Annotated in this window: 16 protein-coding genes; 8 read left to right on the top strand and 8 right to left on the bottom strand. The window is 40.6% G+C overall.

Annotated features, from left to right (window positions below; genetic code table 11):
* Nucleotides 1–159 precede the first annotated feature (159 nt).
* Nucleotides 160–5,325 carry a CHAT domain-containing protein gene (locus tag RMZ41_RS07480; protein WP_322734355.1) on the bottom strand — a complete coding sequence of 1,722 codons (5,166 nt, stop codon included), beginning with the start codon at nt 5,323–5,325 and terminating at the stop codon, nt 160–162.
* Between the two features lie 255 nt (nt 5,326–5,580).
* On the opposite strand from RMZ41_RS07480, the gene RMZ41_RS07485 reads away from it, so the two are divergent.
* The 6 genes from RMZ41_RS07485 to RMZ41_RS07510 all read left to right on the top strand — a co-directional run bounded on the left by RMZ41_RS07485 (nt 5,581) and on the right by RMZ41_RS07510 (nt 9,399).
* Entirely contained in the window at nt 5,581–5,787 is a 207-nt protein-coding gene (locus RMZ41_RS07485) for a hypothetical protein (protein ID WP_322645411.1), read from the top strand.
* Complete coding sequence (locus RMZ41_RS07490; protein ID WP_322645410.1) at nt 5,769–5,930, top strand: hypothetical protein; 162 nt, start codon at nt 5,769–5,771, stop codon at nt 5,928–5,930. The genes RMZ41_RS07485 and RMZ41_RS07490 overlap by 19 nt, the downstream gene beginning before the upstream one ends.
* Nucleotides 5,931–6,011: 81 nt before the next feature.
* A complete protein-coding gene (locus RMZ41_RS07495) occupies nt 6,012–6,203 on the top strand; it encodes a hypothetical protein (protein WP_322645409.1) in 192 nt (63 codons plus the stop codon).
* Between the two features lie 63 nt (nt 6,204–6,266).
* On the top strand, nt 6,267–6,407 hold the full coding sequence (locus RMZ41_RS07500) for a hypothetical protein (protein WP_322645408.1): 141 nt from the start codon (nt 6,267–6,269) through the stop codon (nt 6,405–6,407).
* Nucleotides 6,408–6,538: 131 nt separating this feature from the next.
* Nucleotides 6,539–8,371 carry a ShlB/FhaC/HecB family hemolysin secretion/activation protein gene (locus RMZ41_RS07505; protein WP_322645407.1) on the top strand — a complete coding sequence of 611 codons (1,833 nt, stop codon included), beginning with the start codon at nt 6,539–6,541 and terminating at the stop codon, nt 8,369–8,371.
* Between the two features lie 371 nt (nt 8,372–8,742).
* Nucleotides 8,743–9,399 (top strand): pentapeptide repeat-containing protein, encoded by a 657-nt coding sequence (locus RMZ41_RS07510; protein WP_322645406.1) that lies wholly within the window; start codon nt 8,743–8,745, stop codon nt 9,397–9,399.
* Between the two features lie 104 nt (nt 9,400–9,503).
* Here RMZ41_RS07510 and RMZ41_RS07515 read toward each other — a convergent pair whose 3' ends face one another.
* From RMZ41_RS07515 to fraC, 3 genes are read right to left on the bottom strand one after another with little or no spacing between them, the layout of a single operon-like run.
* A complete protein-coding gene (locus RMZ41_RS07515; RefSeq protein WP_322645405.1) occupies nt 9,504–10,283 on the bottom strand; it encodes an ABC transporter permease in 780 nt (259 codons plus the stop codon).
* A gap of 55 nt (nt 10,284–10,338) precedes the next feature.
* Nucleotides 10,339–11,358: a septal junction protein FraD gene (gene fraD / locus RMZ41_RS07520; protein WP_322645404.1), complete on the bottom strand. Its 1,020-nt coding sequence runs from the start codon at nt 11,356–11,358 to the stop codon at nt 10,339–10,341.
* A gap of 60 nt (nt 11,359–11,418) precedes the next feature.
* A complete protein-coding gene (fraC, locus tag RMZ41_RS07525; RefSeq protein WP_322645403.1) occupies nt 11,419–11,958 on the bottom strand; it encodes a filament integrity protein FraC in 540 nt (179 codons plus the stop codon).
* 347 nt (nt 11,959–12,305) lie between these two features.
* Here fraC and RMZ41_RS07530 point away from each other — a divergent pair, with 347 nt between their 5' ends.
* Complete coding sequence (locus RMZ41_RS07530) at nt 12,306–13,442, top strand: cob(I)yrinic acid a,c-diamide adenosyltransferase (protein ID WP_322645402.1); 1,137 nt, start codon at nt 12,306–12,308, stop codon at nt 13,440–13,442.
* Between the two features lie 463 nt (nt 13,443–13,905).
* Here RMZ41_RS07530 and RMZ41_RS07535 read toward each other — a convergent pair whose 3' ends face one another.
* From RMZ41_RS07535 to RMZ41_RS07545, 3 genes are all read right to left on the bottom strand, one after another.
* Nucleotides 13,906–14,868: a PleD family two-component system response regulator gene (locus tag RMZ41_RS07535; RefSeq protein ID WP_322645401.1), complete on the bottom strand. Its 963-nt coding sequence runs from the start codon at nt 14,866–14,868 to the stop codon at nt 13,906–13,908.
* Complete coding sequence (locus RMZ41_RS07540) at nt 14,865–19,130, bottom strand: PAS domain S-box protein (RefSeq protein ID WP_322645400.1); 4,266 nt, start codon at nt 19,128–19,130, stop codon at nt 14,865–14,867. Before RMZ41_RS07540 ends, RMZ41_RS07535 begins: the two co-directional genes overlap by 4 nt.
* Nucleotides 19,131–19,671: 541 nt before the next feature.
* Entirely contained in the window at nt 19,672–19,908 is a 237-nt protein-coding gene (locus RMZ41_RS07545) for a hypothetical protein (protein ID WP_322645399.1), read from the bottom strand.
* 827 nt (nt 19,909–20,735) lie between these two features.
* Between RMZ41_RS07545 and RMZ41_RS07550 the strand changes: the two genes are divergently transcribed.
* A complete protein-coding gene (locus tag RMZ41_RS07550) occupies nt 20,736–21,734 on the top strand; it encodes a cyanophycin synthetase (protein ID WP_322645398.1) in 999 nt (332 codons plus the stop codon).
* A gap of 58 nt (nt 21,735–21,792) precedes the next feature.
* Here the strand turns inward: RMZ41_RS07550 and RMZ41_RS07555 are convergent, their stop codons facing one another.
* On the bottom strand, nt 21,793–22,143 hold the full coding sequence (locus RMZ41_RS07555) for a hypothetical protein (RefSeq protein ID WP_322645397.1): 351 nt from the start codon (nt 22,141–22,143) through the stop codon (nt 21,793–21,795).
* Between the last annotated feature and the right edge of the window lie 543 nt (nt 22,144–22,686).

Genomic DNA, 22,686 nt, shown 5'->3' on the forward strand with positions numbered 1-22,686 from the left:
CAGCTACCATTGCCGCAATACGATTAATTTCGTCTTGAGTTCTCCAAACCAAGAAAAAAGTCCCTAAACCAGTTAATAATAAAACTATGCTACTCATAACGATATTTATTGCTTAGAAGCTGAAAGTAAACCATGCAAAGCTACAATGCTCTGGCCACTTTACCAAGGATTGCCAACCATTGTGAATCCAGACCAATAATAAGGATGATTAAGTAATTGCTCCCCTTCATCAGCATCTTCAGTAGGTAAAGATAAGTTCCCCACTACTCCCAAACCTTCCAATTGACCATTCTTAACATAAATTTGCCCTTTGGCCATAGCTACCTGAGCCTGTCTGAGGGCTTCTGCCTTAATTGGAGCCGTCCTCAAGTTTTGATAAAATTTCGTCATCAAGGCTGCTGTACCAGCATCGTTGACCGACCAAAGACTGGCAACAGTAGTTTTCACACCTGCTAGCACAGCTAAACCTGCAAATCCAAGCTCTGACTCTTCATCCCCTAATGCTGTTCTACAAGCACTCAGCACCAGCATTTCAACTTCAGGTTCATTCAAACGCAACTGTCGTAATTGATTCAAGCGTAACTTGTCTTCCCACAGTTGAATATAGGAATTACTCAAAGCGCCAGCAGTAAAATCGGCATGAGTTGCCATGTGAATAATCCCAAAAGGTTGTTGACGGCGGGTAGTTTTGAGATTTTCTAAGGTGGCTTGCTTGTCTAACAATAATTTGCCCTGCCAAAGTTTGGACACGAGTGTTGATAACTCTAGGGGAACTGCTGGTAAAGGCTCTTGTCCTTGTGTACTCTGAGAAACCCCCAATGCTAAAATTTGAGATTTTCTAATGTCTTTATAAAGGGTGTTAGTCAAGCTGAGACTAGGCATCAAGCCAATGCTATATTTTTCTACTAAAAACCCCTTGCCATCATGAAGTGCTGCCATTGGGGTTGAACGTAACCCAATATCTGGTAAAAAGACCAGATTATTGATTCCTTGCGCCTGTAAATCTGCCTCTAGTGGTGCAATAATCCAGCGATAAAGTTGTTGAGATGAACGCAAATAACCAGTGCGGCGACGGTTTTGTGGACTAACTATTTGGTCACGAAATTCCTGAGCGACTTGGAGAACCTTGGCTCTGGTTGTTTCTGGGATACGCTTGCGGATAGGATTACCTTTTCCAGTTACTACGACTATTTCCAGTTGGTCGCTACTTTGCTCTGCTATGGTGTTTAACTGTTTAGTCGATTTTTGAGCTTTGCCTAAATTTCTCTCTGGTATTATCTCTACAGGGACAAAACTGGTGTATATGAATGCAGGTTTAACACCAGTAGCTTCTTGAATTTTGCGAGCAATTTCTTTAGCATCATCTAGTGTTTTCATTCTAGGACTAGCTACGCCTAAATGGTCAGCAAAATCATCTGTGAAATTGCCTTCGGGAGTTGGATCGGTATTAATAACAGGGGGTTCAGGTCTAAAGCTAGGGAGGTTAGGGTTAGGCGGTGTAATTGGATTGCACTGGAATGTGCAAGGAGAAGGAGTTGGGGTTGGAGGCGTGGTTGGAGGCGTGGTTGGAGGTGTGGTTGGAGGCGTGGTTGGAGGTGTGGTTGGAGGCGTGGTTGGAGTCTGATTGACATTAATTCCTATTTGTACAGGTGCAGAAGAGGAAACGACATCATTTGCACTAATTACAAAGGCATTTAGTGACCCATTAGTATCTGCTGGAGGTGTGTACACCAAAGTATCGTTGCTAGATAAGGTAGTGACACCAGGGACAACGGGAAGACCATTGACGGTGAGAGTTCCTGTATTCACCACATCAACCTTGATGGAGGTGATGTCATTGTTAGCATCGCTGACCAATGCAGCTAAACTAGAGAACGTAAAGGTTACTGCTTGATTGGTCTGGGTATCGGGTAGTGATGAGTTTGCCGCTAATGTCGGCGGGGTATTTACGGAAGTAATATTAATACCGCTTGGCGTGCCGCTAGCATCTCCGCCAGTGGGCAAAACTGGAAAGTTACCCGAAGTGAGTGTTGTACCGTTCCCTACATCAATTGATCCGGCTGTGCCATTAATAACACTCGTCCCATTACCTACGATAAAATCTACATTCGCTGGGCCACCATCATGTCGAATTGTGACAGTACCACTATTGCCTCCACCAAGGCTAGAAATTCCTCCTCCTCCAAAATCGAAAATTCCACCAGTAGCGATTGTGACACCTGTATCGGTTCCACCATTATTAATTGTACTTATTCCTTGAACTAGTCCGTTGGTCAGCACTTGGACATTAGCACCTTGAACAGTATTATCACCATCAGCAAAATCTGTTGTCGCCTGTGTGTTGATGCTGCTAAAGCGAATTGTGCTACCAAAGGGATTGGTAGTTTGTAAAGTAACATTGCCACCTGTAGCACTTGCAGTCCCATCGACCCCGGTGGCAGATGCCGAGGCATTAATGGCACCATTAACGGTGATATTATCTCTGGCGGTTAAAGTGACTGTGCCAGCCGTGCCAGTAAAATTGCCACCTCCGGTTTTGACTAAAGAGGAGTCAATCGCTCCTGTAGTGATACTACCGGCTGTGCTTGTTGCGACTATATCACCACCTTTACCTGAGCTATTAGCATCATTTGAAGAGGAATTAATAGTGCCTGTGAGGATATCACCTGCGGCAGTCAAATTTACTGTTCCGGCATCAATAGTATTACCGCCATAACCAAATCCAACTCCTTCATCATTGCTAGAATCGAGATTATTTAGGGTAATTTCACCATTTGTACTTTGGACTGTAATATTACCTGCCGAGTAGCCCTGACCATAGAAATCACCGTTGGTAATAATGCTGGTAGTAATGTTACCCGCAGTAATATTGCCAGTTGCAGACAAAGTTACATTGCCACTGTCCCCATTAATAGTACTTGTATTTAGATTGCCCAGCGATAAACTAGCTCCTGAAATGTTGATGGCTCCACCGTTTGTCTGGATTGTGTTGGTAGGGTCAATAAAGATTACAGAACCGCTTTGTGAGGTGAGGTTGAAACTACCACCACTACCCAAGTTTAAATTAGCAATACCATCGGCAGTAGTTACTCCGGCTGTAGCTCCGGTGATGTCATTGATGGTAATATTGCCTGTGGCCTGTAAGTCGATATTTGTACCGGACGCTGCGATCGCTTCCCATGAAACTGTATTCGCCCCAATATCTGCATTACCAAAAGCAATATTGCCTGCTGTACCATCAAAAGTCCCTACTCCACCATCGATAATGGTCAATGTGCTGGGGTCTAGCAATAATGTACCAAAGCTACCATTGGCGGCTGAAGTATCGACTAAACCGTTAAAGGTCAAGAAATTTTTGCCTGATACTTCGACAAAACCACCATTGCCGACATTTGCTCCTCCACGTGCCGAAATGTTACCAAAATATTGAGTTGTATCGTTACCCCAAACAATTACCCGTCCACCGTTTCCATTCAATTTGCTATCGGCATTAATGACGGAGTTGGAGTTAACATAAGTCTGCTCTGCGTTGGGTAAAGTCCCCTTTCCTTGGTAATCGCCGCCAATTAAGACAGTACCACCACCATTGGTTCCAGAGGCGTTAATATTGGCATCAATCACTCCGACTCGTTGACCCAAAGCAGTTACAGTACCGCCTGTTTGACTCGATACATCAACTTTACCAGAAACAATGGTTGTTCCTGGTTTTGTGGGAATTGTTACATTGGAGCCTGTCAATTTTACAGACCCATCAGAATTGGCAGTTAATCCCGTATTACCAACTGTGAGCAATTCCGGTATTGAGGTGATGGGAATTGTCCAGTTATTGGGTTGAGTGCTACTAGAGGCAAGGGGCTGAATTTCCAGACTCAACAGATTTCCTGGTTGACTCAGACGCACCCAATTTTGTCCAGGTACGGATGTGACAGAAATTTGTCCTCCCGGTGCTGAAATTTGCCCGGTGTTGACTACAGTACCGCCCAATAAGGTCAAATTCTGCCCAGTACCTACTGCCAAATTTCCAGCATTTACGATCGCTCCTGGCTGGTTTGTACTAAAGGCAAATCCGTTGGGGTTTCCAACCAAAGCATTGTAATCATTAACACCTATGGCATTGAACCAACTGCTGCCAAAACCGATGCCATTAGCTGTTGTCACCGTGAAAGCACCAGGCACATTTAAAGTAGCGTTCGATCCAAAAACAAATCCGGCGGGATTCATCAAGAAGAGGTTAGGGTTGCCTCCTGTCACCTGAATTAAGCCATTAATGATCGAAGGATTTCCACCTGTAATTCGACCGAGAATATTTTGCAGCGCCGGAGTAGCTTGAAAGTTGGCAATTTGTTCTGGTGAAATCCCAAATTGCTGAAAGCTGTGGAAGAGGTTAAGACCATCCCTAGAAGTTGTACCCCCAGTGATATCAAGTCGATTACCGTTTGGTGTGACAATTGTGTTTGTCCCATCAGCAGCAGGGACAATTGGTTGTGTTTGGGCTAATCCGGCACTCGTGGCAGTTACCAGAGGCACAATAGCTAGAACTGAAGCGGCAATTTTATGCAGTAAAGGTTTTCTTCGCCGCAATATGAAGCGACCTGCGGGCAATTCTACATCGATTTGTAACTTGTCTGCTAATCCGCGTCGCCAAAGAGCTTGAGCGATCGCCCGCTTAGACCAGAGAATTTGTTCTTTTCTTCTAGTCACAGAGATGCTTTGAGAATGAATCCGGTAGAGGTAAAGTGGCTCTGGAACGCGGCGCACTTGAGCTACTTCTGAAAGCCGCAGACATAGGTCATAATCTTGAGCGCAGAGGAACGATTTGCTAATACCTCCCACGCGATCGTAAACCGACCGCCGAATCAGGCGGAAGTGAAATGTCATAAAGTTTACTAAAATTCCTTCTGGCGAGTAAGGAATGCTACAGCGATGCCCGTAGCCGATTACTTTGCTGTGTCGATCGATATTTAAGTAATCGGTGTAAACAAATCCTGTTTCTGGATGACTGTTGAGAACTTTAGCGGTTTGAGCTAGGGCGGTGGGGGCTAGGATATCATCACTGTCTACTAAACCGAAATAAGTGCCGTTAGTTAGGTTGATTGCTGCTTGCAGTGCTGCCGTATATCCCTGATGCTGTGCTTCTATTACCCGCACCCGCTTATCTTGTTGAGCGTAAGTATGAGCGATCGCCACTGAGCCATCTGTAGAGCCATCATCCCAAATTAGTAGCTCAAAGTCTTGCCATGTTTGCGCTAAGACACTGGCGATCGCTACCCCAAGATAAGACTCCCGGTTGTAATTGACGATGACTATAGAGATCAGTGCTGACATCGGAGTATTCTCAACTTTTCTACCTATTACCACAATATAATGCTCAGGGGTATCACTTAGAATAAATTGTTATTAATTAACACGATGTGCAACTTATTCTTAGAATCCCGCTTTCAAACCTCTCCCCCACTCCTGAGAGGCTTTAATTCTTGCTCCCTAACGTTACAAAGGTTAAGGTTTGAGAGAACCTTTTAATTTACGATAATTTTTTAGTCATTTTATAATACAAATGTATTTCTTATTCGTAAATTAATTATGGTACAAACAATCCCAGCGCGGGATATCAGCCTTTACGAACTCGAAGAAAAATTTGGTTTACAATTGGTTACAAATGCTGATTTTTTTACAGAATGGACAAATGATTTACCATCGGTTAATGATGCAGAATTTCTCTCGCTAGAACGAGTTAAAAGTAACTATTTAAATTTAACTCAAGTCGTCCGATGTCAGAAGAAGCGGTGAAGATGGTAGTGCTGTCTCCACTGCTTGATTTAGTTGGTTTTTATCAGCCACCTTTTGAAATTGAAACTGAAAAATCTACTGATATTTCTGCTGTAGATGAAAGCATAATAGTCAAAGGTAACATTGATGTTTTGGTAATTTAAAAACGTCTTTGGATACTAGTTCTTGAATCTAAAAACACTAAGTTTGATGTCTTAAACGCATTACCTCAAGCACTCGCTTATATGCTTGATATTCCCAATATTGAACGACCAATGTTTGGGTTACTTGTCAACGGTAGAGAGTTTGTTTTTGTGAAGTTAGTTAAGCAAGAAAAGCCAAAATATGCTCGTTCTTATGCATTATCAATTGAACGAGATGCAGAATTCCAACAGGTACTAGGTGTATTAAAACGCATTAGTCAATTAATTTTATAAGCGCACACACAAGATAAATTTGACCGCGCAGACAACACGAAAACCTATCAGAACTGACCTTCAATGGGGACTTGGGGTGAAATAATGGAATTGTTGCGATCGCTAACTATTTCCGATTTAGAACCGTTTCTAGCTGACGCAACACAGCTTAATACTCAACCCGTCGCCTTACAACTAGCAATACCTGGTTGCACACGGCATTAATTATACTTTTAGTTACAAATCTTCTGAAATCTGGATGTCAAAAATATGATATTGAAATATTCATACACCCGTAGCATACTCAAAAACCAAAATCAGCCCAGTCGTTAAATAAGGCACCCCACTGAGGAGAAATGAGAAAAGATACAAAAACTGGTATTAAGCCGAAAACAACGACTCAGCAAAGAATTGTCCGTTTTTCTCATCAGTTAAACACTTTGCCTTTGGCTAATACTGAATGGAATAAGTACAGCTTCACTTTGAAGTGCAGCTTGCTAATTTTACCTGCGGTCTGGATTGTAACTGTAAATGGACTTAGAGCTACAGCAAATAACTTTACACCGGACTCGACTCAAAGGAGTAGTCAGCCAGGGTTACAAATAGTACAGGAGACAGAACCTTCCCCCGTAAATGTCCCCAATCAACCAGAATCGAACCCTCAACCAGAAACACCACAACGGATTCGGGTTCGTAAAATCCAAGTTGTAGATAGCACGGTATTTAATGAAAATGACTTTAATCCAGTAGTCAAACCCTTTGAAGAACGGGACTTGACTTTAGAAGAAATCAGACAAGTTGCAGATGCTATCACCCAACTTTACTTAAATAAAGGCTATATAAATTCCAGAGCAGTTCCAGATATTCAGCAACCTAGTACCGCCGATGGTGTGGTGGTAATTCGGGTGATTGAAGGGCGTTTGACAAAGATTGACATCGAAGGGACGCGGCGATTAAATCCATCTTATATTCGTAGTCGCATCCAACTAGGTGCGGGTATTCCTCTCAATAGTGGTAAGCTCGAAGAACAACTGAAATTGTTGCGACTCGATCCTCTGTTTACAAATGTAGAAGCGCGTCTGCGACCAACGGGTAAGGTTGGTCAAAGTGTTCTCATTGTCAGAGTTGAAGAGGCAAGAACTTTAATTGGTAGCTTGGGTGTAGACAATTATTCGCCTCCGAGTATTGGGGCGGAAAGATTGGGTATTGAACTGCGCGATCGCAATTTAACCGGAATGGGTGATGAGTTAGCAGGCTCATACTACCACACCCTTTCTGGTGGTGCCGATGCCTTTGATTTTAACTATCAAGTTCCCGTTAACGCGATGAATGGCAAAGTGCAGATTAGAGCCGCATTTAATCGCAATGAAATTACCGAGTCACCCTTTGATGCCCTTGGCATTCGGGCAAACCAGGATCTTTATGAAATCAATTATCGTCAACCATTGGTGCGATCGCCAAGAGAAGAATTTGCCCTATCGTTGGGATTTACCTATCAAGATGGCCAAACCTTTCTCTTTGAAAACTTGGCAACCCCCTTTGGAATTGGCCCTGATGCCAATGGCGTTAGCCGCACCAGTGTAATTAAATTTGCTCAAGATTATATCAGGCGCGAACCTCAAGGAGCTTGGTTTTTGCGATCGCAATTTAATTTTGGCATTGACGTATTAAACGCAACTATCAACAATGGCCCTATACCCGATGGTCGCTTTTTTAGTTGGTTGGGTCAAATACAGCGCGTCCAGCAACTAAGTGCCGATCATCTGCTGCTTGTCCAAGCAGACTTGCAGTTAACACCAGATAGCCTTTTACCTTCCCAGCAATTCGTTATTGGTGGTGGACAGTCTGTAAGGGGATATCGCCAAAATATTCGTTCAGGGGATAATGGATTTCGTGTAGCGATCGAAGATCGGTTCACAGTGCAGCGCAATGAATCTGGATTATCCATAATTCAACTTGCACCATTTCTAGACATGGGAGCAGTTTGGAATCAATCTAATAATCCTAATCCCCTACCCAATCAAACTTTTTTAGTAGGTGCTGGCTTAGGATTAATATGGAATCAGGCAATGGGAATTGATAATCTGTTTTTGCGCCTCGATTATGGATTTCCATTTATCGATCTGAGCGATCGCGGTAATAACGCTCAAGATGAAGGCTTTTACTTTAGCCTTCGCTATCAACCTTAGTAAGTTAGTACAGATGTGCTAACTAATCTACAGGAAATCTGTATATCTTTAAAATCCAAAATGGCATAAGTTATAGCAGAGTCCAAGGTGGTTAGGACATCAATAGATGATGAAACTTAAACACAAAAAGACTTTTCACCCAGTCCCCAGTCTCCAGTCCCCAGTCCCTTGCTATATCAATGTTTCTTGACTTATGTCAGCATTTTTTGTTTTAAAAATTACTAAAAAAGCGCATTTTCAGGTGATTGGCGATTTTTAGTCAATTTATTTTTGATTATTTACTGAGCTAATCTGCATTTGGGGTGTACTCTCAATATACGGTAACTATCACACTCGACCTTTGAGATAAATTACACCCAGAGGTGAATACCATGAAAAATTATGCTGATAAACAGGAATTTATTTTAAGTCAAATCACAAATAAATATTTTCAGCGCCGAGATTTCAGTGGATATGACTTGAGTGGAATTGACCTAAAAGGAATTGATTTAAATGGTGTTAACTTCATAGGAGCAGATTTAAGTGGAGCAAATTTGGGTGGCTGTGTCCTGACTCGTGCTAATTTAAGCGGTGCAAATTTGATGCACGCTAGTTTACGCGAAGCTAATTTGTATGAAGCATCTTTGTGTGAAGCTAATTTGACTAATGCTGATTTAACACGAGCGAATTTGTGTGGAGCTTTTTTATGGCGGGCGAAATTCATAGGTAGTAATCTTTGGGGTGCTTCTTTATGTGATGTGGATTTGAGAGAAGCAGATTTAAGTGAAGCTAAATTAATAGAAGCATCACTGATTGAAGCTAACTTAATGAGAGCAAGTCTCACAAGAGCAAAGTTATCTGGAGCAAAATTACTAGAAGCTAATTTAACTGAGGCTAATTTAACTGGCGCAGATTTGACATGGACAAATTTAACCAAGGCAAACTTGAGTAAAGCAAACCTTTGGCAGACAAAGCTAATTTCTGCAAGGTTTCGAGATACTATCATGCCTGATGGCACAATTAAGCAACCTCAAATAATGATTTATTAGTCATTTGTCATTTGTCATTTGTCATTCGTCATTTGTCATTCGTCATTCGTCATTCGTCACAAGAGAATAACTTGCTGTTTACTCCAATTCCCAATTCCCAATGACTAAAATTCGCGTTGCGAGAAGATAAAAATAGCGATCGCTAACAACATGGCACTATAAAGTAAGCCATAGCTAGCATTTGTAATCAGTGCAGTTGTGTCAGGGAGGGCTTGCAAACCATAAACTGCATCATTTTTCAAATCTAATCTAGATAAATCTGGCAAAAAGAGAAATAAAACTTGAGTTAGAAATTCTATACCAGGGTTGCGGCTCAGACGACCTAGTTGTACTAAATCTTGGGTAACATTTCCAATTAAATATACCGCAAAGGTTAAAATAGTTGCTAGGAGAGAAGCAGTAAAAACACCGAAGGTAATAGCCATAGCAGTGATTAATGACAACTGCAATAATAAGAAAATTGCAGCGATTAAAATACTCGCCGTTGGATGAGGAACGTTACTAAATTGCAGAAAGATCAGATAAATTACTGTCATTGTGGCGACAAGTACAGCTAATACTGCGGATAAACCTAAGTATTTGCCCACGATAATTTCGCTGCGACTGACAGGTTTAGCAATTAACACTAAAATAGTGCGTTTTTCAATTTCTTTATTAACCAGTCCCGTACCAATAAATATCGTCACAATTAACCCGATGGCATTCATCGCCGCCATCCCGAAGTCTAAAAGCATCTTGTTTTCAGTCGTAGCTGCAAATTCAGGAAGAACGCGGAAGGCAGTGGCGAGGATTAGCGCATAAAAACCAATAATATATAGGATGCGATCGCGTACCACTTCCTGAAACACATTCTTTGCCAATACAAAAATTCTGTTAATAGTCATTTGTCATTTGTCATTGGTCATTTGTCATTTTTCCCCTGCCTCCTCTGATCTCTTATCACTGCTGCGGAGGCGGCGATCCAGCAATCAATTTACTGGCGCGATCGCATTCAATTTCTGCAATTGTAATCTTATTACCTGAATTGCCGGTTGCTGGAAGTTGTTTAATCCGACAAGATTTTTTCAAGTAATAGCCCCGTGGGTTAGAACTCGGGCCTCTCCAAATACTTAATAAATCTAATATATATCCAGATCCAGTATCATTATAGACACGAGGTTCAACACGCCATAAATCCTTTTCCTCATATTTACCCAGGTTTTTTTGAATTACTTTTCTACCCAAAGTTACTACCTGATGTTCCCGATTTTTCTGAGGTATCAGCCATCTCTCTACTTCTGACCAAGGTTGTCCAGCTATTTCTTCTACTACTATTGGTTGAAGTTTCTCTAGAATTACAGCACCATTTTGTGGGATTTTTGCTCGTTCTTCTGTTCTGACAACAAAGGTACTGCGTTTAAAAGTATCTGCTTGCAAACTGGGATATTGTTGAAACCAATGATCCATTACAAAATAAAACTGAATCCAGCAACTTAGCAGCATACTACTAGCAACTAAAATTATGATTCTTTGACGATCTTGTGGTTTAGGAATTCTAGCTTTAGCGTCGGTGTCAGTTCCTTCAATAAATTCTGGTATTGCCGTAATTAGTGCTGAAATTGTTGGCCAAAAAACGATTGTTCTTGGTGTAATTACATCCTGTTGATTTCCGAACGCAAAAACACTTACTAAAAATCCAGTGATTACTGCCCCAACTGGCATAAAAGTACCAGGAACTCTTAAAGGATCTTGAGTTGTATACCAAGCTGTGCCAGTTATTAAAAATAACCAACCAAAAAAGGCAATAACATCTTTAATATAACCTGTCGCAAAATATGAAAGTAACCAAGAGAAAACACTCAGATAAATAAATGTCTGCCAAGAATAAGCTTTGGGTGGAACTAATACTTTTCTAATTCCCGCATAAAGCCCTTCAACAAATTTAAAAACTCCAAATACATCTTTAAGTAGCGTATTCATTTTCCTCCTTACACCCGATCAATTAATCACTCATCTTTATTTTAATGCAGTAAATTCTTGCTATTTTGCACCAAACAATAGAATAATAGTTATAGCAGTATAACTCAGAGAATTTGCCATTAGTATAGTAATAAGCAAATTGTTACTTTGTAATTTCAAATTGCTAAAACTCCGCCATCGCCGCCGTTGAAAGGTTTGAACTTCTTCTTCTTTCTTTGGAAATGTCTCATTTAATGAGAATAGTAATATCCTTAAAATAAAGAACTTCATCAAAAAAGTAGCAAAGAAAATTATAAAAGCAGTCAATATTAGCAAAGCTTGCGTATTTGGTGATTTGAAACTATTAAAAAACATGTAATTAATTAATTCTGCTCTCACCTGGATTGGCAACATTGGTTCTACTACAAAAAATATAGACCAACCAATTACACTAGAAAACAAATTGATAGAAATGGCATAAAAAATACTGGTTTTTTTGTCAAATTTTAGTCGATAGTTCAAAATATAAGCTTCAATGGGGATGGCAATCAGTACAAATAAAAAGTCAAACAGAATTCCACCAAAGGGAAAAATCCTCGGAAGCATCCAATTTTCAGTCATAAATCGTCAAGGGTAAGGTTTAACTGTAGAGAGTATAACTGGGATATTGATGATGATGGGGAAAATTATTACCAAAAAGGGGAAAAGGGGAAAGGGTAAGGGGGAAAGGAAAGGATAAAGAACTTTTCCCCACAAGGTATAAAGCCCCTATTTTTAAATATGGAGAATAAAAAAGAAGATTTTTAAGACACGTAGTGCGTTCGCTCTTAGCGTCTCGTAGAGAGAAAAATCAGTGTCCATACTTGAAACAAGAGCTTTTAAGTCACTGGAACCCTAAGATCCCTTTCCCCATTCCCCTTTCCCCTTTTCGGTAAAATTAAAGACTGCCACTTATAGGTTTTTGAGAGATGACAAGGAACGGTATCGGTATTCGCACGGCGCAAGTGCGTCATGAACGGCTCATTGGTCAAATTCACATCTATGATGGTATGGGTAAAGGCAAATCCCAAGCGGCTTTGGGGGTGGTTTTGCGCTCTATTGGCTTGGGAATAAATACGCCTAGTGATTCTAACCGTGTTTTACTACTGCGTTTTTTAAAAGGGCCAGAACGGGATTATGACGAAGATGGCGCGATCGCAGCTTTGCAGCGTGGATTTCCCCATTTAATAGACCAGGTTCGTACTGGAAGAGCCGAATTTTTTGGCCCAGAAGAAATTACCACCTTTGACCGAAATGAAGCGATGCGGGGTTGGGATGTCGCCAAAGGTGCGATCGCTAGCGGTTTATATTCGGTTGTCGTCTTGGATGAAATTAACCCCGTTCTGGATTTGGGTTTGCTACCAGTGGATGAAGTGGTAAAGACATTAAAATCCAAACCCCAAGAATTAGAAATCATTGCTACCGGACGCGCTGCACCCCAAAAATTGCTCGATATTGCAGATTTACACTCAGAAATGAAACCTCATCACCATCCAACAGCCAAAGCCCTGTTTCTGGAAGGGATTGAAATTTATACTGGTGCTGGTAAAGGTAAGTCTACTAGTGCTTTGGGGAAAGCTTTACAAGCCATTGGTAGGGGAATCAATCATCCAGGGTCTACCCGTGTGTTAATTATGCAGTGGCTTAAAGGTGGTAGCGGTTACACAGAAGATGCAGCGATCGCGGCCTTGCAGCAATCATATCCAGAAGTGGTGGATCATCAGCGTTGCGGTGGAGATTCCATTGTCTGGCGCAATTCGCGGCAAGAATTAGACTATGTAGAAGCCGAGAGGGGTTGGGAAATTGCGAAAGTTGCGATCGCCTCTGGAATGTATAAAACTATTATTCTCGATGAACTCAATCCCACCGTTGATTTAGAATTACTCCCGGTTGAACCTATTGTCCAAGCTTTACTCCGCAAACCCCGCGACACTGAAATTATCATCACTGGCCGTTGTCAAAATCAACCAGCCTACTTCGACTTGGCTAGCGTTCATTCAGAGGTTTACTGCCACAAACACTATGCAAATCAAGGTGTAGAACTTAAACGAGGAGTGGATTTTTAAATTAGTCATTAGTCATTTGTCATTTGTCATTTGTCATTAGCTATTCTTGGTGCTGCTAATTGTGTCACGGAATTAGTCATAGGTCATCCCCATCCCTTAAAGGGAGATCGGGTAGGTGAATTTGCAGTCAACCTAGAAGGTGGTAAACGACTTGTATTTAAGCCAATACAGTTCAGATAAGACCAAAACACTTGTAGAGACGGCGATTTATCGCGTCTCGAAAACCAAAATTTTTGATCAATAGCCCTTAACTGAGCCGTATTGGTTTAATAAGTAATCAAGCGGACATGATATAACAGCAGAAAAACTAAACTCTCCCAAATACAATAAACCAAAATTTGAAAAGGCGGTGCGGGAAATTCTCGCTTTGACGGTGTTATACCATTTCACGAAATACCTGATACAAATATATTTATCTCTAATTCTTTCCCTCCTGCTCCCCTGCTCCCTATTTGTATCAACCTTAAAGTGATTTTTGAGTAGTTAGAATATTTTGCACAAAGCGATCGCGTCCTGCTGCCTTTGCTTGATACAATGCTCGATCGGCTGCGGCAATCATTTCTTCCAAGTCAGAATCTGGCTGAGGAATTTCTGTTGTAAACCCGGTACTAATAGTTACATAAGCACTAACTTGGGAACTTTGATGAGGTATGGCCAATGTTCGGACAGCATAGCAAATTTTCTCGGCAACATGAATTGCCCCTTCGGTTTCTGTGTCAGGTAAAATTACAGCAAATTCTTCCCCACCATAACGGGCAACTAGGTCTGCGGGACGGTTAATAATATCTTTGATGGCTTTGGCAATTTCTTGAAGACAGCGATCGCCGACTCGATGCCCATAAGTATCATTATATAATTTGAAGAAATCAACATCGCAAAGAATCAGCGAAAGTGGCCGTTGCTCCCGTTTCAGGCGTTGCCACTCTTGGTTCAAATACTCCTCAAAGCGTCGGCGGTTAGCGACTTGAGTTAATCCATCAATAGTAACTAATCGTTGCAATTCCAGATTAACGGTTTCCAGTTTTTGCTGTAGCTGAGATTGCTGAATCAAGCGTTTTACCCGTTGTCGCAAAACTGGCCAGTGAATCGGTTTGGTAACATAGTCCATTGCCCCAACTGCAAATGCCCGATCGACTGACTCTTGATCTTCAAGTCCTGTAATCATTAAAACTGGAGTGTGCTTACTACAATCAAGAAGTTCCAAATGAGTGCAACATTCGAACCCATCCATATCCGGCATTATGGCATCAAGGAGGATAATGTCAGGGTGCAGTTGGTTAAAAGCTTTTATTGCCTCTCTACCATTTTGAGCTTCCGCTATTTTATAGCCTTCACGCTCTAAAAAATGCCGAAGTATCATGCGGATAAAAGGCTCATCATCAACAATTAGAACTAAAGATTGGCTTTCTTGAGCAGTGGTTATCATGGCGTTTCCTCCGCAAGTTCTTTTTCTAAGGCAGTTTTAACTTGTTGATATTCCTGGTATAATTGCGTGAGTAATTCTACGCTGTTATCTAATTCACTGCTACGTCCTTGTGCTTCTAACAGCTTGCAAACCTGCGCTAAGGCGATCGCTCCAATAGAGGCACTACTAGACTTCAGTTGGTGGGCTGTCTTCCATACAGTCTGGGCATCCTGAGTTGCGATCGCTGTGCTAATATCTTGTACTAACTTCGGTGTTTCTGTAAGATAACACCCAATCAGTTCAGCAAATACAACACGATCTCCTCTGACCATATTCCTTAAAGATTGAAGAATTTTGGCATCAATTTTGTCACTTTTTAATGTCTGCTTTTGCCCTTCTTGGAGGATATTTTGCGAAGGTTCCAATACTTTATCAACGAAGGCAAGAGGAAGACTACCCGATGCAATCGGTAAACCATCTATATCTTGCTGCGAACAGACGGATCTTAGATTTAAGAACTCTCCTGAACTCTCGTATGGCTCCGAATCATCCAGGGTCAAATCCCCTGCCCCCTGCCCCCTGCCCCCTTCATCTTGTTTGACTGTGAAAGTAACTTCCAGACTCCTTTGGCGTGGGCATTTACTGAGTGCCTGAGCTAATTCTTGGAACTGAACAGGTTTGCTGATGTAGTCATCCATACCAGCAGCAAGACAGACTTCGCGATCGCCTCGCATCGCGTTAGCGGTTATCCCAATGATATGGGGGCGAAAACCTGACCATTCTTGACAGATTCTCCGAGATGTTTCTAACCCATCCATCTCAGGCATCTGGACATCCATCAACACTACGTCATAAGGCTGTTTTTGCAAAGCCTTGAGTACTTCTACCCCATTGGTGACAACATCAGCTGAATAACCCATTTTCTGTAGCATTAGTAAAGCAACTTTCTGATTAACAAGCGTATCCTCTGCCAGAAGAATCCGCAGTGGCAGTTGATGGACTAAATGCCGATCGAACAAGGGAAAATCAGAAATATTCGCTGGATTTGGCTGATTTCCTAAAATACGTGTAATAATATCGTGGAGTTGAGACTGTTTGATAGGTTTGGTCAAAGAGGCAGCAAACTCTACATCATTAAAGTCAGAGGAAGTTTCTTCTCTACCTAAAGAGGTGAGAATCACCAAAGGCAGATTTTGACACCCAGATTGCTTGCGGATATGACGAGCCAAGCTAATACCATCCATTTCCGGCATTTGCATATCTAAAATGGCAATATCAAACTGTGTTCCTTGAGCAAGTTGAGCTAAAGCTTCTTTACCAGATTTGGCAGCATAAGTTTCCATCTTCCAAGACTCTGCTTGCAAGCTGATAATTTTGCGGTTGGTCAGATTGTCATCCACAATCAACACGCGCTTTCCTTCAAGCTGCATCGGCGAATTAATAAATTCAGTTTCTAGTAGAGTCGGTACTTGGGCAGTAATGGTGAAGTAAAATGTTGAACCTTGCCAAGAGTAAGAAGATGATAATAATTTTTCACTTTTCCATCTAGGGCTAGGATTGCCACCGACAAACCCTTGGCTTTCCACCCAAAGAGTGCCGCCCATCATCTTACTTAGCCGTTTGCTAATTGCTAGTCCTAGTCCTGTGCCGCCATATCGTCGAGTCATGGAGACATCAGCCTGGGCAAAGGGGTGAAATAACCGCTCTATCTTTTCTGATGTGATGCCAATACCTGTATCTTGGATGGCAAATTGAATTTGGATTGGAGACTTGGAAGAGGCAGAGGGGCAGGGGGAAGGGTGCAGAGGAGAGGAATTTTCCCCGTGTTTACCCCAATCCCCAGCCCCCAGTTCAACATAAAGTACCACTTCTCCATGTTCGGTAAACTTAATTGCGTTGTTGAGGAGATTCATCAAGACTTGGCGCAGACGTGTCATATCGCCAATAATCTGAGTAGGAACTTGGGGCTGAATTAGGTAAGCTAGTTCGATATCTTTTTGAGCAGCTTTAGGGGCTAATAAAGAAATAGCCTGTTCAACACAAGCTCTCAAATCAAAAGGCTGTTCTTCTAATTCCAGCTTTCCTGACTCAATTTTAGAGAAATCTAAAATGTCGTTGATGATGGTGAGTAAAGCATCTCCGCTACTGCGAACTGTTTCCACAAAGTCTTGCTGTTGGGGGGTAAGGTCAGTATCCAGCAGTAAATCGGTCATGCCAATAACAGCATTCATTGGAGTCCGAATTTCGTGGCTCATCATTGCCAAAAACTCACTTTTTGCCCGATTTGCAGCTTCAGCCTGACGTTTTGCCCGCTCCAAGGCAAAGTTTTTTAAAGTAAGTTCTTCCCGGCGGCGTGTTTCTTGTTCCAGTAAGTAAGCCTGTGCTAGAGCAATACCCAGTTGAGCCGCCACTGCTTCTAGTAATTCGATTTCGTCTGGTGTCCACTGGCGAAAGTAGCTGCACTGATGTAAACCGATCGCACCATTGGGTTCTCCTTGATAGGAAGTGCGAATTGACAGCATAGACTTTAGCCCAATTTCTCGGCAGATAGCTTCTGTTTCCTGAAGTAAAGGATCGGCATACACATCCGGCGAAGCGATCGCACTTTCTTGTGCCATCATCTGCTCTGCATGGGGATTGTTAGTCATGGAGACTTCTAATTCCAACACTGAGCAGGAGGGAAGTCCATTATACTGTGCTACTAAGGGAATTTGGGGAATGGGGTCGCTAATGTAAGAATGGATTAAACAGCGATCGACTTTAAACGCTTGTCCAATTTGGGTAGCAGCCGTCTCAAAGATTTTGCTGGTGTCAAGACTTTGACGAATTTCTTGAGTAATTTGTTCAAGTAGTAGGGTGCGATGCAATTGCCGTTGCAATGCTTCTTTAGCGCGTTTATTTTCGGTAATGTCGTGATTGATGCCAACAGTGGCAATAACTTCTCCTTGTTCATCCTGTAAAGGGACTACGGTTGTTTTGCTAATTCCCTTAGTGCCATCTTTACGAAGAAAGTGTATTTCCCCTGACCAGCGTGCTTGCTGCTTAATTTTTTCGAGAATTTTGGCGCTTAATGTTGTGGATACTTCCGGCTGATGTAAAATACTGATATGTTTAGCCAAAATTTCGGCTTTGGTATAGCCAAATATGCTTTCGGCAGCAGGATTCCAGTCAACAATATTTCCGGTTAAATCTGTGATAATTACGCCATCATGCATATTTTCAAAAGTGAGGGCTTGCCGACGCAGGCTAGCTTCAGCTTGCTTGCAGTGGCTAATATCTGTTTGAATTCCAATAAAGTGGCTTAATTTGCCATTTTCGTCATGTATGGGAGAAACACTCAGTTCATTCCAGAACAAGATACCATCTTTGCTATAGTTGCGGAAAATAACTTTACAACTTGTTCCATCTTGAAGAGATGAGTGCAGTTCATTGAGTGATGATTGCTGTATATCTGCGCGTTGCAAAAATCGGCAGTTTTGCCCAATCAGATCAGTAGCACTGTAGCCTATTATTTGCTCAAAGGCACAGTTGACGTAGATAACCGGATTACAAGGAAGTTTGGCATCGGCAATAATAATTCCATTACTGGTAGCAGCAAGTGCCCTCTCTTTCAGTCTCAAGGTTTCTTCAACCTGTCTTAAATTAGTAATGTCAAACATAAACCCCTTCAGCGTCATAGGAGTTTCTGCTGGTTCAACTACGGTAACAACCTCTCGCAGCCAAACAACTCGCCCATCGGCTGCTAACATTCGGTATTCCAACTCGTGATTTTCACACTTAGCAGTTGCTTGTTGGTGAAAACGAACGGACTTTTCCCGATCGTCTGGATGCAGATGATCGATCCAAAAGTTTTCTTCGTACCATTCTGCGATCGCATAATTTAGCAAGTTTACCGCTTGCACCCCAATGTAAATAAATCGCCCAGTTTTCAAGTCTAATTCCCAAGGGATGACTTTGACGCTTTCTAGTAACTGGCGCAGACGATTTTCGCGATCGCGCAAGGCAAGTTCTACTTGTTTCTGCTCAAAAATCTTGTGAGTTAACTCTTGATTTATTGCTTTCATTGCCAGGGCAAAACAGATTGATAATGTCAGCGAGACAACAACCAAGAACCCTGCTATCAATACTACTTGTGTTAACGACCCCGGAGTTTGGATTAAAAGTCTCTGGCAGAGTAGCACTACAGAGATTGAGAAGAAAATCCCCAGCAACAAAGCTAGTAATTTTCGTTTGCGGAAAAATATCACAGCTTTTAACCATTTATATCGTTGCTGTTTAATCACTTATTAACCCTCAAGTAGTTTCAGGGCTTATTGCACTGACTTTTACTTTTAAGTAATCTAAAATATCAATGGCAAGGGGGCAATTACTGAATTTTGTTAGCTTAAAATATTTGTATATTATGCTTGTTGACAACATCCAGAATTTTTAAATGAAGCGTGAATTGCAATCTGAAGTTGTAAGGGATATTTCTGACGGGTTATGACGCTATTTAAGAAATGCTGCGCGTAGGTTGCTTCTGGTAGGGTACGCTATCGGCGTTGCATTTGGAATTCTTTAACAAGTGTTGAGACACCCAAACCCAGAGTTTTTATACTCCTACTTTTAAACTAGCTATGCCAATCAATATAAAAAATAGATTAAAAACAAGGGTTAAAGGGATTGAATTTTCCCCTTAACCCTTCCCTTTTCAGCACAATAGTGCAAAAAGAAGCTGATGAACAGAGCAAGGACAAAGCACCCCCTACACGAACACAATTTAGTACAAAAATCTTTTTCTCTGTTCCCTATTTTCCAGATAGGTCTGTTGCCTAAATTTGTGCTTTAAATCACAGATGCTTCGCGTTGACAATCAAAAACCACCATGTAGGAAGCATTTGGTATTTCTTGAGGGAGGTGTCGCATGTAGCCATCTGCATCAGAACGACTGCGGAAGCGAGCCACAATTTCTCGTTGCGTATTAGGAAGCTGACGAGCGATCGCCCAAGAATTGAGGCGTTCTTTATAAGCAATACCTTGATTGTCTGATTTAGAAGCTTGGATACCCGTATTTTCTGGCATAATGATGTTAACCGTATGAAGTTTAATGAAGGACGTTAATTAGTTTCTAGGTAGTAATGCACTAACGCTTTTTTTAATGCTGCTGCCACCTTGTTATTCGATTATTAATAAGTTGTCAACACTTAGCGCTATATTTTAGACCAACTAAGTTGCAATTTGTAGATAGCGATGAATCTCAAAGCCTTAATTTGCAATGGTTTTCAGCAAACAACAATCCTCAAGCAGAAAGTTTGGCAAATATTGGGTTTACATGATTTTTATGCATACACATCAGTAAAATCAGTATCAGTAGTAAAACTAAATCCAGTGTCTTAAAAAGAACTATTAAAACTCGATCTGTAAACAAACATTACCGTGTATACAATTAATGGGCGGCAATACACTCTTGTTTTCGAGCAATGCGATATCTCTGGCGGGCTACACGCCTACGGTAAAGTTTTATTGTAGACATTTATGTTTTTTATAAATACTTGATAACAATTAAAATTTCATAATTTTTAGAACTTACGCGCTGTACAAATTAATCATGCTATGAACTTACGAAAATAGGTTGTTTCAGGTTTTATGAATTATTGATGGTAAATATACCTGCAATTTAGGGACATAGTACTGCTATGCCTTTACGACAGATATAGTTTTTCAAAACATTCATATTTAGTATTTTATGTCAATGCGTAATTCCTAATTTTTATAGATAATAAATAAATTTTTATTAAGCTTTTCCCATAGTTATAGGAACAATACATAGTGTAATTGTTTAATTTATAAAATCTTGACTAATTACCCTAGAAAAGTTAAAATTTCCCGGTTAAATTATAGTTATGATAATGGAAACACCATTTTTAACATCAATAATTCAAAAAGTAGCAGAAGAAATAGGAGCAGTAGTTTTAGTAGACCCAGAATGCCCCTTTATGGGACTGATTACCTTTAGAAATGGAAATAAAACTTTTTTTCGGACTACCAGATTTAGTATTAACTCTTCTGGTTCCACAGCAATAGCTAAAGACAAAAGTGTTTCCAGCTTTTTTTTGAATCATTTTGGCTACAAAGTTACTGAAGGAAAAACCTTTTTTAGTGAAGAATTATGCGAAGAAATAGTTAATATCAGAAATATAGATGCAGGATTCGCTTATGCTAAAGAGTTAGGATTTCCCGTAATTGTCAAGCCGATTAATCTCAGTCAAGGTATTTTTGTAACAAAAATCCATAATAGGCAAGAATATTATCAAGTAGCTAAGAAAATATTGCAAAAAGTTTCAGGTTTTATTGTTGAGCGATTTTATAGTGGCAATGACTATCGAATTGTAGTACTTGATGATGAAGTAGTTTCGGCATATCAAAGAATTCCTCTATTGATAACGGGAGATGGTAAATCTAATGTTTTAGAACTTATGCAACAGAAGCAAGAAAGTTTTATCAAAAATGGTAGAAAAGAAATTATAGATTTTGAAGATTATAGAATTAAAAAGAACTTGCAAAGACGGAAGTTAAATTTTAGTAGTGTTATACCTAAGAATAATATTGTCTATCTTTTAGATAATGCAAATTTATCGACTGGAGGCGAGGCGGTAGACTTTACAGAAACTATCCATCCTGATTTTAAAAAATTAGCAGTAAGTATTACAAAAGATATGGAACTGAGATTAGCAGGCGTGGACATTCTGACTAGTGATATAACGTTACCAATCGGAGATTATACAATCATTGAAGTAAATGGCGCTCCTAGCTTAAGTCACTATGCATCATTTGGTGAAGTTCAGACTAAAAGAGTAGAAAATTTATATCTCAAAATTCTCAAAATACTTGAAAATGAGAATAACTGACAAAAGTAATGATTTAGGCTATAAATGGAGCAATTCATACTCCTATGTAGCTATCTTTTTACCACTCCTTATCTAGCAAGGATTCAAATTCAGCTTGTAAGGCGGTTATATCCGCCAATCTTGCGACTAGTAAATTATCTTTACCAGCATTACTTAAAGATACTTTCCAATAGCTAATACTGTCTGAGTTGTTCAACCAAAACTGAATCACGGTATCTACTACTTGATCTAAATTCCAACCCCACTTGGCTGGAACGGGTTCAACCGATTCTAGAAACGTATCTAGCGTACATGTATGCATTCCCAAGTATTCTACGCCTTGGTGCGGTGGTTTGTGCCCATTTTGCTGCTGATGATTAAAAAACTGTAAAAGTGGAGAGACTCCAACAATATCAAAAGTGTATTTCATACTTAGTACTGCCAATTTTTAATTACTTCCAGGAAAGCTTTAATTTTTATATAGCATAATATTTTATAAATAAGTTAGTATCTATAAAAAGTATAGTTTTAATATATAGTATAGCAACAGCTAAGGTGGTTAGGACATCAACAGATAATGAAACTTAGACACAAAAAGCAAAAAGACTTTTCACCCAGTCCCCAGTCCCTAATCCCCAGTCCCTTGCTATATATTATAGGTATTAAATCTTATTCAAGAATTAGCACTAAGAATCATTGAGTGCTAATTTATGGCTGAGGTTTTGATTTATTACTGGGAAATTTTATGTAAGAAATTTTTGGTTTCCCTGGGCTGGTTGAGAATAATAACTTGCTGGTTTGATGTTAGTTGACTAAGTTTTTCTAAAATTCAGGACAGCGAACAATTGGGTATGACCAGATATATTTGATAAATTCCCAATTCAATCTTTCAGGACAATCGGAGGCGATATCAGGTCTGGATTGTCTCGCATACATAAAGCGACGTTTAATCACTCGTAACAGACATATTAGT

Origin of the sequence: Nostoc sp. DedVER02, from assembly GCF_034530675.2 — a bacterium.
Lineage (GTDB): Bacteria > Cyanobacteriota > Cyanobacteriia > Cyanobacteriales > Nostocaceae > Nostoc.

Excerpts from the sequence above, each read along its gene's own strand:
- RMZ41_RS07515 (WP_322645405.1), bottom strand. The coding sequence starts at position 10,283 with ATGACTATTAACAGAATTTTTGTATTGGCAAAGAATGTGTTTCAGGAA.
- RMZ41_RS07490 (WP_322645410.1), top strand. The coding sequence starts at position 5,769 with ATGTCAGAAGAAGCGGTGAAGATGGTAGTGCTGTCTCCACTGCTTGAT.
- RMZ41_RS07495 (WP_322645409.1), top strand. The coding sequence starts at position 6,012 with ATGCTTGATATTCCCAATATTGAACGACCAATGTTTGGGTTACTTGTC.
- RMZ41_RS07510 (WP_322645406.1), top strand. The coding sequence starts at position 8,743 with ATGAAAAATTATGCTGATAAACAGGAATTTATTTTAAGTCAAATCACA.
- RMZ41_RS07480 (WP_322734355.1), bottom strand. The coding sequence starts at position 5,325 with ATGTCAGCACTGATCTCTATAGTCATCGTCAATTACAACCGGGAGTCT.
- RMZ41_RS07505 (WP_322645407.1), top strand. The coding sequence starts at position 6,539 with ATGAGAAAAGATACAAAAACTGGTATTAAGCCGAAAACAACGACTCAG.
- RMZ41_RS07500 (WP_322645408.1), top strand. The coding sequence starts at position 6,267 with ATGGGGACTTGGGGTGAAATAATGGAATTGTTGCGATCGCTAACTATT.
- fraD (WP_322645404.1), bottom strand. The coding sequence starts at position 11,358 with ATGAATACGCTACTTAAAGATGTATTTGGAGTTTTTAAATTTGTTGAA.
- RMZ41_RS07485 (WP_322645411.1), top strand. The coding sequence starts at position 5,581 with ATGGTACAAACAATCCCAGCGCGGGATATCAGCCTTTACGAACTCGAA.
- RMZ41_RS07550 (WP_322645398.1), top strand. The coding sequence starts at position 20,736 with ATGGAAACACCATTTTTAACATCAATAATTCAAAAAGTAGCAGAAGAA.
- RMZ41_RS07530 (WP_322645402.1), top strand. The coding sequence starts at position 12,306 with ATGACAAGGAACGGTATCGGTATTCGCACGGCGCAAGTGCGTCATGAA.
- RMZ41_RS07535 (WP_322645401.1), bottom strand. The coding sequence starts at position 14,868 with ATGATAACCACTGCTCAAGAAAGCCAATCTTTAGTTCTAATTGTTGAT.
- fraC (WP_322645403.1), bottom strand. The coding sequence starts at position 11,958 with ATGACTGAAAATTGGATGCTTCCGAGGATTTTTCCCTTTGGTGGAATT.
- RMZ41_RS07545 (WP_322645399.1), bottom strand. The coding sequence starts at position 19,908 with ATGCCAGAAAATACGGGTATCCAAGCTTCTAAATCAGACAATCAAGGT.
- RMZ41_RS07555 (WP_322645397.1), bottom strand. The coding sequence starts at position 22,143 with ATGAAATACACTTTTGATATTGTTGGAGTCTCTCCACTTTTACAGTTT.